The organism is Nonomuraea sp. NPDC050227, from assembly GCF_044459705.1.
Classification (GTDB): domain Bacteria; phylum Actinomycetota; class Actinomycetes; order Streptosporangiales; family Streptosporangiaceae; genus Nonomuraea.
In genome coordinates this window covers 35,907-50,370 of sequence record NZ_JBITJF010000020.1, presented here as the reverse complement: position 1 = coordinate 50,370, position 14,464 = coordinate 35,907, and the positions used below count along the sequence as shown (strand labels likewise).

General features: G+C 66.6%; 5 protein-coding genes. 2 read left to right on the top strand and 3 right to left on the bottom strand.

Going from position 1 to position 14,464, the window contains the following annotated elements:
* Nucleotides 1-56: 56 nt before the first annotated feature.
* Both ACIBK9_RS50430 and ACIBK9_RS50425 read left to right on the top strand, forming a co-directional pair.
* Nucleotides 57-446 (top strand): hypothetical protein, encoded by a 390-nt coding sequence (locus ACIBK9_RS50430; protein ID WP_397166454.1) that lies wholly within the window; start codon nt 57-59, stop codon nt 444-446.
* Nucleotides 447-700: 254 nt separating this feature from the next.
* Nucleotides 701-823, top strand: a complete 123-nt coding sequence (locus ACIBK9_RS50425; protein WP_397166533.1) for a DUF397 domain-containing protein — start codon at nt 701-703, stop codon at nt 821-823.
* A 195-nt stretch (nt 824-1,018) separates the two neighbouring features.
* On the opposite strand, the gene ACIBK9_RS50420 is transcribed toward ACIBK9_RS50425, so the two are convergent.
* From ACIBK9_RS50420 to ACIBK9_RS50410, 3 genes are read right to left on the bottom strand one after another with little or no spacing between them, the layout of a single operon-like run.
* Entirely contained in the window at nt 1,019-5,332 is a 4,314-nt protein-coding gene (locus ACIBK9_RS50420) for an Eco57I restriction-modification methylase domain-containing protein (RefSeq protein WP_397166452.1), read from the bottom strand.
* Nucleotides 5,332-8,202: a DEAD/DEAH box helicase gene (locus ACIBK9_RS50415; protein WP_397166450.1), complete on the bottom strand. Its 2,871-nt coding sequence runs from the start codon at nt 8,200-8,202 to the stop codon at nt 5,332-5,334. The genes ACIBK9_RS50420 and ACIBK9_RS50415 overlap by 1 nt, the downstream gene beginning before the upstream one ends.
* Entirely contained in the window at nt 8,202-14,366 is a 6,165-nt protein-coding gene (locus ACIBK9_RS50410; RefSeq protein WP_397166532.1) for a DEAD/DEAH box helicase, read from the bottom strand. Before ACIBK9_RS50410 ends, ACIBK9_RS50415 begins: the two co-directional genes overlap by 1 nt.
* Nucleotides 14,367-14,464: the final 98 nt, after the last annotated feature.

Sequence of the window (14,464 nt, the reverse complement as noted above, 5' to 3'; positions counted from 1 at the left end):
CATGAGTCGTCCTCATCGAGGGTAACGTGTGCATTGGCGTCGATCGAGGAGTCCGAATGAATCTCACCCAGCGCCCCCTGACGGACGTCGAGCAGCGCCTCGTCAACGTCGCGGCTGACCGGGGATATGAACTGACCCACTTACTGGTGAAGGTCTGCGAATTACACCATCCGGCAAGCTGCGTGACGATCTATCTCGACCGCCAGCGCGACCTCAGCCAGGCGATCAGAGTGAAGATCCATCCGGAAACTCCCAGTGAGATGCTAGAGGCGATCGAGGCCATCCAAGGCCTGAGTATCGAGCCTAACTTTTTCCACCATGCCAATATGCGCCGTTTTCCGAAGAGGTTCAACGGCGGCAAAAGGAAGATCAATTTCGCTCGCGCAGTCGTATGCGCTGATATCACTGCCTTTGATCGTCTGTTACAGACACTTGCGACAGAGTGATCCAATCCTGCGGGCCGGAAATCAGCACGTCGTCCGAGCGGCAGAATCAGTTGGAGCTCGAAACGCGGACACCTGTCACGCGCAGGTCGGTGACCTGGCGGCCGGACGGGGTGGTTGGTTGTTGCGGCCGAGAGAGAAGCCCTCACTGACGTCGACGACTCGTTCATGGGGCCTGCCGTCCTTCGCAGACGAACCAGACGATCTTGTCGTCCGGCGTCGGATCGACACCCCATTGCTCGGAGTAGGCCGCGACGATAGCCAGCCCGCGTCCCGCCGGGCCGTACGAGACTCAAAACCCGGATGGGCCAGCTCTTGCATTAACGGTTGGTGCTTGGAGGGCGTTCATCAGAGCTGTCAAGGAGGGCGAGTTCGACTAACTCGAACACCGAATAGGACTTGCCTCCGTGTGTGGGATGAAGGACGGAGTGGAGCTACAATTTCGGTTATCGATGTCGTCGGGCAAAGCTATGCGTAGCAGGTCGTCAGAACAAGCATGCTTCCCTCAGACTTGTTCGAGCCCCTGTCGGATGTCTCGCTGTCCACATGATTGGGTAGGAGAATCTGGCCTCACTTCATCGGTACGGCTGGTGTGGTTCGATCACAGAGCTGCCGCCCATCCATTTGCAGCCACAGACGGGGCAGTGAACCCACCAGTCTTCCCATCCGTCCTGGAACTCCAGGCGGCCCTCCTTTCCAGTGCCTGCACACACCTGAGGGCCTGGGGCAGGCTCCAAAATCTGGCCGTTGGCTGTGCCGGGATTTTGCTGTTCATCATGGCGGGGGCCTTGGCCGGGTGAGGGAGTGAGGGGGGAGGTGTAGTTCTCGCCGTCTATGAGAGGTGTGTGCAGGCTGACGCCGCAGAGTGCCATGCGGTCATACTCGGCAAGCACGAGGGCTTTAGTGCGGTAAGTGCCGTACTTGGCGATTTCGTTGTTCTTGAGTCCGCCATTTACTGACTGAAAGGTCTCCAGAATGTAGTTCACGTCTGGTCGATTGATCCCATAGAGATGAAAGAAGTACGCGTCGAGTTCGGCCCGGATCTGGGCGCGACGTTCTTCGTCCCATCGGAATGGGTCGCCGGTGTCGCCAAGGTCATGGGCTAGTCCGGTCATGTCGTAAGCGGTGTAGACGAGCTCCAGGACGCGCGGTGTGAGGAATGCAGTATGCGGCTCTAGCATTTGGGGGGTAGGTACAGGGAGCTGCTTCCACGCGAACAGTTTCAGGTGAGCGCCGCTAATTTTCTGTCGGCTTACGTAGTCGAACACCAGTGAGCTTTGAGCAGCGATTAGCGCCGAAACCATCCGAGGCGGCACATCTGGGAACATCAGCGGGAATGTTTCAACCACAGCGGTACGAGGCAAGAATGCCGGTATTGCTGTGCGCTCATTGGTCGAGGCTGTCACATCGCACCAACCGCAGAGCCAGTCATGATCCCAATTCAGCTCCTTAAGGCGCTCGGCGACTCCAGGAATGGTTCGTTCTTTCCCCTTCCTCCGTGTTGGGATCATCCCTTTATCGGCCACCCAGTTAAGTGGCATGGCGACTCGTGCAGGATCTTGTAGGTCTTGGACTGTCAGGTATTGTGGCTGGTTCTGTCGGCTTACTGCTGTCTCGCTCTTGACGACATCGGCTGCACGATGATTGAAGAAGTCCACCATCTTTGCTTCGTAAAGTGGAAGCATTCGCTCTTCTTCTCGGACGAATATATTGCCGTTCAGTTGCCAGCCTTGGGTTTCGAGTTCGATTCGCCTGCGAGATAGATCCGAGTCGTCTTTGGTGTGGAAAAAGGTTGCCTTGAAGGTGATGTTCCAGAAGTTGGAATAGCGGTTATTCTCGTGATGGAGAATGGGGAAACGGCTGTACACGGCAAGCGTAATGTCGGCGTCCCTCCGGCTTCGGAAGACGGGGAGATTACCTGTGTTCGGATTTATAAGGGCGATCTCCTCGGGGCTGAGTTTGAAAGTGCGTTCGGCGTCATCCAGATCTGAGGGGTCGAGGAGGAAGAAGGCAAGCCTGGCTTCTAGTGACTTTACTGCTTGCCCTGATAGGGACAGCAGGCAAAAGCGCTGGCTAAGGTGGACTCCTCCAGTGAAGAGCCTCTTTCTGTTCTCGAAGTCATATATAGACGCTATGGCTCGTCGTTGTGCTATTTCCCTAAAAAAGTATTGCGATCCGGCGCCTGTTGCGATTGCTGTTGGGACTATGCAGCCGAGACGGCTTCTAGGATGGGCGATTTGTGTGAAGCGCTCGGCAAAGAGTTGATCCACCTGGAGCATGGTTACGCCCTTGACCGAGAGGCCTTTGGCGCAGAGTGGGTATGTTCCGGAATTTCCTGCGAAATGAAATTCCGATTTGGTCTTTCGACGATCATTCCAATAGCGAACGCCGGCGTCGGGATTCTCGTGGGACCATGCAGCGATGCGGGAACTGCGTTCGACACCGGAAATTTCGGCGATAGAGGGTTCGACGACGCTAAAGTACTTCTTGTCCTCGAAGTCAAGGCTCCCCCACGGAGGGTTGCCCAGCAGACAGGAGAAGCCGCCCGCCCAACCGGTCGCGGGATCGACGTCCGGCCCGGGGTGCCTTGGGACGGTGAAGATGTCAGGGAAGGCCAGGTGCCAGTGGAAGAACCGGTACTCATCGCGTAGCCGCTCGATTTCGTCGTGAGTGGTCTGAGGAAGAGCGGCGGCCTGCCCACTCCGCAGCGCGCGGAAGATGTCGTGAGTGATCGCGGGAGGAGCGTCCTTGGCCTTGTGCCACATGAACGCCGCGCACCAGGCGTCGGCCAGGTGCTGGGCTTGGACGTACTCAGGCGCGGAATTCCAGGCCCGGTAGGCCGCCTCTTGGTCGTGGACCTGGGCGAGCGTGCCCGAAGGTGCGTCGATGATGGCACGCAGGCCGGAGGCAAGGGCGGTGTTGGTCGCCTTCGTCTCGGTGTCCAGAGGGAACAGAGTGCTCTGCCCTGAACGCTCCTTGTCGTTCTGCTTCTCCAGGAACGCCGCGAACTTGGGGTCGTCCCCCTCCACCGCCTTGAACGCCTTGTTCGGGATGCCGTTCTCCATCAGGGCCGGCGTCGCGCCGATGAGGGCGTTGCCGTGCTTTATCTGCGCGTCCAGGAAGCCCAGCGGCTTGCCCGGCTCAAGGGCTTCCAGCCACAGCGACACCTTGGCCAGCTCGACCGCCATCGGGTTGAGGTCCACCCCGTACACACACTGCGCGATGACTTGATGCAGCGCATGCCGTACCGCGTCCAGCGTCGGCTCCGGGTTGCCCTCGCGTACGGCCGCGACTCGCTTGGCGATGCGGCGGGCGGCGGCGACCAGGAAGTGGCCGGAGCCGCAGGCCGGGTCGCAGACGGTCAGGGAGAGCAACTCGGTGACGATGCGATCGGACGCGTCCGGCTCGCCCGCCGCCGACGCCCTGATCTCGCCCCGCTTCTGCGCGTCGTCGATGACGGGATCGAGAGTGGAGTCGAGCAGGGTTTCGATCAGTGAGCTGGGCGTGTAGTAGGAGCCGGTCTTTTTACGGTCGTTGCCCAGGCGGTTGACGAGCTCGAAGGTGCGGTCCACCTCGCTGTGCTTGGGGATCAGCTCCAGCAGGGACTCGTAAATGGAGCCGAGTTCCTCCGCGCCCATGTTGCGGTAGTCGATGGTGCGCCACCTGGCCGTGCCCTCGTCCTTGACCCGGGCCAGGTGCCGGACAGCCTCCAGCAGGTGGGCGTTCGAGATCAGCGCGCCTTGCAGCGGGGCGTCCGCCTTGGTGTCGTCGAAGAGCCCGCCCAGGCCGGGCAGGCCGAGTTCCGGCCGGCCGTCCTCGTCTCCCAGAGCATCCAGGACGATCTTTAACGCCTGGTAGAGGTCGGTGTGGGAGGTGCCGCGCCGGCGAATGGCATGGCGGCGGAGGCGGGCCGAGGAGAAGTACTTCTCATAGCGGTCGCGGGTGTGCTGATCCGCCTCGGGCGTGTGCAGGGCACCGCGGTCCTCGGCGACGAACAGGAAGATCAGCCGGTAGACGAGCCGGAGCAGCGCGGCATGGAACTTGTCCACGTCCAGCTCTGCCCGGAGTCGTTCGTTCGCCGGGTGCTTGAGGAATCCCGTTCCGAGCGCGGTGATCGCCCGCTGGACGCCGTCACGGTGGCTCTCCAGAGCACGTACGCCCGAGACGATGGCCTCGACCCGCCACTTCTCCAGCCAGCAGGCCGACGGCGCCTCGCCGTCCTCGGTCCTGAAGCGGGTGTAGTGGAGCAGCCGATAGAGCAGCACGAACTCGCTGAACAGCTCGCCGTCGAAGATCGCCTCAAGGTTGAACTCCACATACGAGGCCGTCGCCAGCGCGCTGGAGTCACGCAGCAGCCGCAGCCGCCGCCCGTTGGTGATAACCCCCCACAGGTGGGCCTCGGTCCGGTTCAGGAACTCCTGGACGAGCGACTGCGGCGGAATGTGACCCCGGCGGTGCTTGTCCAGATCGGTGTTCCACGCGACCAGGTGCATCGGGACGTGCTGCCAGCGGTGACTGATCGCGAACGTACGGCTGCCGTCGTCGGACGGGAGGCCGGCGGTGCCCACGGCGGAGAGCTCGCCGAAGCCGAGTTCCGCGAAGAGCGGCACCAGCCACTGCGAGATCGCCAGACCGGTGGGATCGGCTGGTGTCTCGGCTTCGGGCGCGAGCGGAAGCTTCTCCCGCAGCTCCTTCCAGACCGACTTGAGGTACTCCCAGTGCCGCTCGGCGTCGTCCCGCACGGTACGGGAGCCGATGACCTTGTAGTCGGCCGGCAGGCAGCCGGGGACGCCCTTGCCCTCCGAGATGCGCAGCAGCATGTCGGCGGGCAGCAACCCACCGACAGTGTGGATGGCGGAGAAGACCTGGTTGCGGGTGACTGCGGACATCAGGCGGCCCCTCCGGCGGGCAGGTAGACATAGACGCCGAGGATGTCGGCGGGTTCTTGCACGGTGACGTCCAGACCTCGGACGATCTCGCCGGACGCGCTGCGCACCCGGCGGTGGGAGTCCTCCAGCTCGGCCTCGAGCTGCTTGCCGTACTCGCTCAGCCGACCGGCGACAGCGGGCAGGCCGCCGAGGACGCGGGTCATGGTGCGCTCGCCGAAGACCGGGTCGGTGTTGGCATCGGCGGTCGCGTCGATGAGCTGGAGCGCCTCCTCCGGCGGCAGCCAGAGCGCACCGGCGGGCGAGCCCTGGAAGGCCAGGAGCCGGGCGTCCTCGGCGACGAGCTGCTTCTCGCCCGAGCGGGACGGCAGCGTGAGATGGAAGCGGTAGCGCACCAGCAACAACGTCGTACGGGTCCGCACCGCGTCGGTGCGGATCACCCCGCAGCGCCTGGCCGGCCGCCTGCCCTCGGTCTCCAGGGCGGTGTTGAGCACGTACCCGGCCAGCGCCCCGACCACAGGATCAGTGCGGACGAGAGCGGCCTCGCCCCGCGCCACCGCAGGCGTGGTGCGGAACGGGATCGGGCGGCTCAACTCGCCGCCGATCACCGGGGCGACTGCGTCACGGAGGCCGGCCGGGGTTCCGCTGATGTCAGCGGTGAAGTCGCCCGGGACTGCGCTCTCACGGATCACGCCGTCCAGCGCGTCCAGCGCGTTCCGTACGAACCGTCGCACCTCGTCCGAGCGGCCCAAGGTGTCGCGGATGGCGGCGGCCTCGCGGGCCACCTCCTCCGGGTGGATGGAACGCTGGGCGAAGCGGGAGCGGGAGGTGCTTTCGCGCTCGGCGGCCGAGCTCCACTCCGTCTCCAGCGCCTCGGCCTTGCGGTCGAGCTCCTCCAGCTCGAACAGCGCCTCCTGGTCGGGCTGCCGCTCGCGCATGAGCAGCCATTCGACGATGGCGTCGGTGACGCCCGTGGAGGCGGCGTCCGGGACGGAGACGGAGATGCCGAGGTCCTTGCGGATCTGGCGGTGTTTCTTGATCAGGACTTCGAGGACCTTGCCGTCGATGCCGTTGTCGCTGCCGTACAGCGTGATGACCTTGACGACGTCGCGCTTCTGTCCGTAGCGGTCGACGCGGCCCTCGCGCTGGTCGTGGCGGGTCGGGTTCCATGCCAGGTCGTAGTGGACGACGGCGTCGAAGTGGTGCTGGAGGTTGACGCCCTCCGACAGGCAGTCCGTGGCGACCAGCACGCGCGGTGCGTCGGCGCTCTCGTCGGCCAGTTCCTCGATGCGCTGCAGGCGCTGCTGCGGGGAAAGGGTGCCGGTGACGTGCCGGATGACGGTCTTCTTGCCGAGCTTGCCGTCGAGATGCTCGGCGACGTACTCGGCGGTGGGGATGTAGCGGCAGAAGACGATCGGGTTGTAGCCCTCGCGGATCAGCACCTTGAGGTGCTTGACCAAGGCGGCCAGCTTCAGGTCCTCGTCCGGGCCCTCCAGCTTCGCGGCGCGTTCGGCGAGTCGGGCCAGCCGCGCCTGCGCCCCATCGGTCTCCGCACCGGGCGCGACGTCGAGGCCCTCCATGACGTCGCTGTCGGAGGCGTCGCTGGTCAGTGGGGCGCCCAGCCGGTCCGCCTCCTCCGGGCTCGCGGCGACGGCGGCGGCCGACCGGGTTTGCAGGGTCTGGGCGGCGGCACGGGGTGAGGAGACCATGGAGCGCAGCAGTGCGATGGCCGACCACCAGGCGATGCGGGACTCCCGCTTCCCCTGCTCGCCGGCCGCCGACACCCGCTCGCCGGCGTAGGCGATGGCGTCTTCGAGCAGCGCCCGGTAGCCGGGGGAGAGGCGGTAGGTCTCGTCCTTGAAGTAACGGTCGGAGGGGAAGGAGGTGTCCTCGCGCTGGCTGTCGTCGGCCAGCCCGTCGTTGACGGTGAGGAAGCGGCGTACGTCGGCCCGCTTGCGCTGTACGAAGTGCTGGGCGAGCAGCCGCCGCCCGGCGTCCGAGTCGAGCTTGACCGAGGCCAGCTCGGGGCTGAGCAGGCCCAGCAGGTTACGGAAGGCGCTCTCTTTACCGCTGTGCGGTGTCGCGGTCACCAGCAGCAGGTGTCGCTCGGGCTTCTTGGCGATCCGCTGCAGGAGCTCGTAGCGGAGCTGGTTCTGGGTGGAGGTGCTGTCATCGGCCGCGACGCAGGTGTGCGCCTCGTCGACGATGACGAGGTCGGGGCAGTGCCGGACGAAGTCGTCGCGGTGCCGGGTGGACTTGATGAAGTCCGTGGAGACGATCACCTTGTGGTGCCGGTCGAAGAGCGACTGCCCCAGGTCCAGGCCCCGCTCCAGTTTCGAGACCGTGGAGGCTAAGACGAGCTCGGCGTCGATGCCGAACTTCGTGCGCAGCTCCTCCTGCCACTGCTCGGCCAGTGCCGGAGAGCAGAGGACGGCCAGCCGGTCTGCGCTGCCCTGGGCGAGCATCTCGGCGGCGATCAGGCCGGCCTCGACGGTTTTGCCGATGCCCACGTCGTCGGAGATCAGCATCCGGACCGTCTTCTGCCGTAGCGCCATCATCAGCGGAACCAGCTGGTACGCGCGCGGCTCCACCGCGATTCCCGCCAGCGATCGGAACGGCCCCGCGCCCGAGCGGAACCCGATGCGCAGCGCCGACCGTAACAGACCGGCGGCGTGCTGGTCGCCCAAGTCCTTCGGGGAGGGGGGCACAAAAGTGGCGCTGACGACGTCCTCGAGCCCGGGGAACACGGCGGCGACGTCGTCGTCGGAGCCGCCCAGCGGGCGCAGCACCAGCATGTCGGCGGCGCTCTCGGGGAGCACCACCCAGTCGCGGCCTCTGGCCGAGACCAGGGAGCCTGCGGAGTAGGCGGGCATCAGCTGTTCCCTCGTGTCGTCATGGCTCCGAAGTAGCGCTCGTTCCGGGTCACGACCGCCGCCCAGTCGGCGTCGTGCGGGAAGCGGATGACGTCCCAGCCCTGGTCGAAGAGGCGTTCCTCGGCCTCGGCGTCCCGCTCGGCGACCACTGCGTCCTGGTGGACCGGGCCGTCGACGAAGACGGCCAGCTTGACGCCGGGCAGCCGATAGACGTAGTCGGGCCGGGCCAGCGCCTCGGTGATGAACGTCTGCGCCTCGTCGGGCAGGCGCAGCCCCTGCTCCTTCAACCACGCGAGGAAGTGGCGCTCCAGCCCGGTCTCCGACTGGCCGGCCAGCCGGTTCAGCTGCTCGGTACGGCTCTCACCGCGTCCGGTCGGCCTGGCCTCGGCGGCAGCCAGGCGCAGTAGCAGGTCGCGGACCGAATGCCGGTTGATGTCGGTGTGGTTGAGCTGGTTGCCGTAGGTGAGCAGGCAGTCGTAACAGCCACGGGCGCACTTCCGGTCCGGGCGAGGGCCACCACGGTCGGCGCCGTCGGGGTCGAAGTGGCAGATCTCCAGCGCCTCGGCGGCGGCACGGGCCAGCGCGTCAGGCTCCGACTGCATCAGGCGAAGTACGCCGGCGCCCCCTTCCGCGGCCTCGGTGAAGAGCATGCGATCCCGCGGCCCCTCGTTGGGCGGCAACAGCTCGCTGGTCAACTCCGAGTCCTCCAGCTCGAAGGCGGCTTCGATACCGCGTTCCAGCGCGTACATCAAGGAGAGCGCGACCGGCACGGGTAGAGGTTCATCGAGCTTGAGCACGAGGATGTTACGGGTGTCCTGCACGTAGGGGATGACGCGCTTGCGCTGACGCTTCTCGTTGCCGTCGGCGTCGACCACCGGCATCTCGCTGGAGTCGCCGGAGGCGTCGGCCGCCGCCTGCTCGTTCAGCCAGCGGCCGTCGGCCGGGTCGAGCCAGAAACCGTCCGGCTCGTCCTTCTTGGCGCGCAGGCGTCCCATGTTGGAGATGCGCACGGTGGCGGAGTCGCCGAACGAGAGCGTCGCGAGCTTCCCGGCGGCGTCGGCCAGGAGCGCGTCACGGCGGCCCGTCCGCTGCCCGTGGTCGTTGAAGCGGTAGGACGTCACCAGCCGGAAGCCCGCGCGGCGCCGCTCCTCCTCGTCGGAGGAGATCCGCTCCCGCCGCCGGGTGTAGACGGTGTGCAGCTGGAGCAGGCCGCGCGTCGGCGTGGGCAGTGCCGCGTCGCACAGGTCGCACTTGTCGGCCCGGTCGCCCGAGTCATAGTGGTAGCCGCAACCGGCACAGCGCTGAGCCTCGGTGGTCACCACCTCGCCGGAGGCGTCGGGACGCAGCTGAATGCGCTCCACCTGATACCGGTTGCCCTCGTGGTAGATCAGCGCACCGGGCCCGAACTCCCTGATCGCCAGGAAGCGGGGACGCTGCAGGTAGTCCCCGTCGCCGTAGCGCCGTCCTGTCGTGGGGATGTAGGCCGCCAGCGGCAGGCGAGGGAAGGAGTAGCCGGGCAGGAAGCCCTCGCTGGCCAGGTAGCGGTACGGGTTGAAGTCCGACAGCAGTGACCGGCTGTCCACGCTCTCGTTCTTCAACAGGTCGAGCTGGGTCTCGGCCTGCTTGCGTTGCAGCTCGGCGATCTTGCGATCGCGGTCGGTGAGCGTGTGGTCCAGGCGCCGCCGGTTCTGCTCGGCCTGATCGGCGAGGGCCGCCCTGAACAGGTCGCGCCAGCGGTCGAACGATCGGTCGAACCCCTCGGGAGCGCGGCGCACCTGCTCCTCGATCCACTCGTCGTGCCACCAGGTGGGCGGTTCACCGGCACCGGGCAGCACCCCGTCGAGCACATTGTGGGCCGCCGTCACCGCGCGCCGGCGAGCTTCCGCATCGCGGACATCGGCTTCAACGTAGGCGTGCAGGAGCAGTTCGGGATTGGGGCGGCGGGCGCCCTCGTCGTAGCTGAGGTCGATGAGCGTCGGGATGTTGTTGCCCAGCCTCAGTCCGCTTTCCGCCAGCCAGATGGCCTGGACGTGCGAGCGGACCAGATCCTCGTTGGCCAGGTCCAGCCGCGGCGGGCGGACCGCCCCGGCCACCATGCGGTCGGAGCGGCGGAAGTAGTACTGGTCGTGGCTGTTGCCGGTGGCGCAGTAGGTGGTGACCAGCGCCGGCTGGCCCTGCCGGCCGGCCCGGCCGCTGCGCTGGGCGTAGTTGGCGGGAGTGGGCGGCACGTTGCGCATCATGACCGCGTTGAGCTCGGAGATGTCCACGCCCAGCTCCATGGTGGGGGAGCAGTAGAGCAGCTTGAGCTCCGCCTTGCGGAAGTCCTTCTCGCGCTGCTCCCGGTCCTGCGGTGACACCTGCGCGGTGTGCTCGCGGGCCGACAGGCCGGCGAGCGCGGCGGCCGTGTCGCGGTAGAGGTCGCGGAAGAAGACGTTGACGCGGGGGCCGTCGCCGCTGGCGTAGGTGCGGGTCAGCGGGTCGTGTGTGCCGCTCTCGCCGGTGCCCGCCCGCCAGATGAGGCAGGCGGCGGCGATGCGGTAGCCGGTGACGGGCGGCCCGGAAGGACGGCGGTAACGGCCGGCCCGCTGCGGTGCCACCTCGACCGCCGTCAGCAGATAGGCCTTGGCCAGCACCTTCATCAGGTCCGCGATGATGCGCTGGGCGTCGTCTGCCGACACCTGAGGGAAGTGCATCCGCCGCAGGTACTTGCCGAACTTGCCCCTGCCGGACAGGAACAAGCCCGAACGATCGATGCCGGGGCGGGAGCCTTGCGCATAGGCGGTGCTCACCTTCGGCCGGTCGCCGCCGGCCAGCCGCCATGGATCCTTCAGCCGCTCCTCGCTCGCGCGCTGCAGGCTGTCGAAGTCCTCCCGGAAGTACTCGACGTCGATGGCCAGCGCCCGGCGCATCTCGTCCAGCAGCGCACGCATGATCTCGACGCGCCGCCCCGGCTCGGCCTGGCGCAGCTCAGGACGGGTGTCGCTCCACCGTTCGTCCCTGCCGGCCAGCCAGTCGAGGTCCGCGTAGTCGATGATCAGCAGACCTGTCTGCTCCAGGTTGGGCATGGTGACCCGCCAGCCTCGCTGCAGATCCAGGTAGAGACGGAAGGCGATGACGTCCCGGAGCGTCTTCGCCGCGCTCGCGGCCATCATCGGCGGCGGATCATCACCCGCCGTGTAGTCGGCAGGGCTCAGTCCCAGCGCTCCGGAGACCCGGGAGGCCAGGTCCTCGTGCCGGATGCCTTCCTCGCCCGCCGCCGTGGTCGCGTGGTAAAGCGCGCTGCGAAGCTGAGTGATCTGGACGAAGTCATTGAAATGCCCTGCCTGAAGGGAGGCGTCCTGCCGGTTGTCGACGAACGTCAGCAGCTTGCGGGCTTCCTTCTTCAACGCCTCGGCCGGCACCTCCTTGAGCGAGCGGACGATCGAGGCGGAGATGAGCGAGGTCGCCGAGGAGCGGCCCTCCTGGTCGAGCCGGGCCAGCTTGGCGAAGTCCTTCCCGCGCACCTGCTCGTAGCTCACCCCGCAGTGCGGGCAGAACAGGAACGGCGCCGGGATGAACGCGGCCTTCAGCTCGCCCTGCCCCTCGACGCCGTACGGATCGACCGTGACGAGGCGGGGAATCCTCGGCCGGTACGAGTCACGCACCACCTCCCCGCCGTGCGCGTCGAACTCCAGCCAGGACTCGGGCAGCCGCCGATCCTTCATCGCCTGCTCGACGGTGGCCGGCCAGGGATGGTTGGAGTCGACGTAGAGGTAGCCGTCTTCGCCGCTGCCTCCGGTGGCGGCGGTCTCGCGGCGGTTCTCGTACACGGTCTTGCCGTTCTTCTCCGAGCGCCACACCGTCAGGTACTCCTGGCCGCACTCGCGGCAGAAGGCCAGCGGCAGCAGGATCTTGCCGTCGGTGCCCGGCTGATAGAGCTGGTAGTCACGGGTCAGGTGACGGCTCGACTCGTCCTCGAGCGTGACGTGCACCGTGTCGCCCTTGGACAGGAACTGGTGCAGCCGGAAGGCGAAGAGCGGGCGGCCGGTCAGCGGGTGGCATGCCTCTGAACCGGCCTTCAGCGTGGCCCGGATCGCCTCCGCGCACGTCTCCGGGGCCAGGCCGCTCACCTCGGCCAGTTCGGTCGCGGCGTCCTCAATCTTCGCGGGCTGCTGGCGGACCAGCCGTCCCTCCTCGTCGAGGGCGAGCCCGAAGCGGGTCTCGATCCAGCGGGCCAGCGGATCCTTGACCAGGTCCTCGTAGGCGCGCGGCGCCCCCGGCGCGATGAGCCGCTCGACCGGCAGCGTCTCCGGCGGGTCCCCGGTGGCGCGGACCAGTGTCTCGCCGATGATGTTCGAGGCGTCCACGGGCGTGCCGAAGAGTGTCGTCGCAATGCGTGCCACCTCGGTTCGACGGTCCTGGGCCGTGCCCTCGGTGGCCATGGTGGCGGACGTGCCGATGCACTGCAGGCTGGTGGCACGGCAGGCGTCGCGCACCCGGCGGATGAGCAGGGCCACGTCGGCGCCCTGCCGGCCGCGGTAAGTGTGCAGTTCGTCGAAGACCAGGAATTCGAGCCCCTCGGCCATTTTGATGAGCGACCTGCGGTCCTCGGGCCGGGTGAGCATCAGCTCCAGCATCACGTAGTTGGTGAGCAGGATGTCCGGCGGATTGTCGCGGATCTGTTTGCGGGCGGCCTCGTCCTCCTGACCCGTGTAGCGGGCGAAGCGCACCTTCTCCCGCCCGGTGCCATAACCATCCCTGAGGTACTTCTCCAGCTCCTTGAGCTGGCTGTTGGCCAGGGCGTTCATCGGATAGACGATGATCGCGCGTACCCGCTTACGAGCCTTGGACCCCTCCTGGTCCCGCTGCCTGAGCACCCTGTCGACGATCGGCACGATGTAGGCGAGGGACTTGCCGGAGCCGGTGCCGGTCGTGAGCACGTATGAAGCGCCGGACTGTGCGGTCTTGATGGCTTCGAGTTGGTGCTGGTGGAGCGTCAGCGGCCGGCCGTCGCACTCCGTGCCGTCTTCGGTCTTGCCGGCCTGGAAGATGCGGGCACACTCCGAGTGCAGGGTCCCGTTCTGAGACGCCTCCAGCACGGTTCCGCCCGACTTGAAGAACGGGTTCAGCGACACCCACGGGTCGGGCCACTGGGATTTGGCGTCCAGGTCGTCCTCCACGAAGGCCGCGATCCGGCCGTCGCGGATGATCGTGCCGCCCCCGGTGAACGCCCTGTAGTCCTTGAGCAGTCGCTGGTGGACACCGAAGACGTCCATGCCTGCGCTCGCGTGCGCAGGCCCCGTATCCGAGCTGGGAGCCTGCGCCTGATCGGCTGGCCTGGTCTTGAGGCACGCCACCGGATCGAAGTCCGACCAGCCCGGAACGTGCGCCGCCCCGTCCGCGAGCGGTAGCAGCGCCTCCCTGACGGCGACCGCGTCGGCGGGTCGGTCGGCCGGGTCCTTGGCGAGTAACCGCTCCACCAGACGCGAGAGGTCCTGGGGAACGTCGGAGCGGAGCAGGCTGATGGGGGGAGGGTGCTCCGACAGGTGCTTCTGAGCGAGCTCATAGGCGGACTCGCTGTGGAACGGCGGAACCCCGGTGAGCATCTCGAAAAGCACGCAACCCAGGGCGTACAGGTCGGCGGCCGGGGTGACGGCTGAGGCACGGAACTGTTCGGGGGCCATGTAGCGGGCGGTACCCACCGTCACGCCGGTACTGGTGATCTTGCCATGCTCGATGTCGCCGATGATCTGGCCCGCGCCGAAGTCGAGGACCTTGACCAGGCCACCGCGCAGCAGCATCACGTTGCTGGGCTTGAGGTCGCGGTGGACGACCTCGACGGCATGAGCGGCGAACAGCGCGTCCGCCATCTGCGCTCCCAGAGCCGCGACCCAAGAGACCGGGAGCTGAGGATGCTCAGTGATGAGGTCACTGAGGGACTCGCCGTCGAAGAACTCCATCGCCAGGTACGGCAGGCCGGAGGAGTCGACGCCGCCGGCGATCGTCCGGGGCAGATTGCGATGCCTGAGCCTGCGCATGATGCGCACTTCGCGGTCGAACCGTTCTACGGCCTTGGAATCGGCGCGCGAACTCAGGACCGTTCCAGCTCTGCTACGAAGGATCAGCTTGACGGCGACGGTGGCGTTGCCGTCATGGAGATCCTGCGCCCGGTGGACCTCTCCCATGTTGCCCTTACCGAGGGGAGCCAACAGTCGAAACCGGTCCGCCACCACGTCTACGTTCACCGTTCGCTCCTCGCCCTGCGCGCGATGATCAGTAGCGT

Excerpts from the sequence above, each read along its gene's own strand:
- ACIBK9_RS50430 (WP_397166454.1), top strand. The coding sequence starts at position 57 with ATGAATCTCACCCAGCGCCCCCTGACGGACGTCGAGCAGCGCCTCGTC.
- ACIBK9_RS50410 (WP_397166532.1), bottom strand. The coding sequence starts at position 14,366 with ATGGGAGAGGTCCACCGGGCGCAGGATCTCCATGACGGCAACGCCACC.
- ACIBK9_RS50415 (WP_397166450.1), bottom strand. The coding sequence starts at position 8,202 with ATGCCCGCCTACTCCGCAGGCTCCCTGGTCTCGGCCAGAGGCCGCGAC.
- ACIBK9_RS50420 (WP_397166452.1), bottom strand. The coding sequence starts at position 5,332 with ATGTCCGCAGTCACCCGCAACCAGGTCTTCTCCGCCATCCACACTGTC.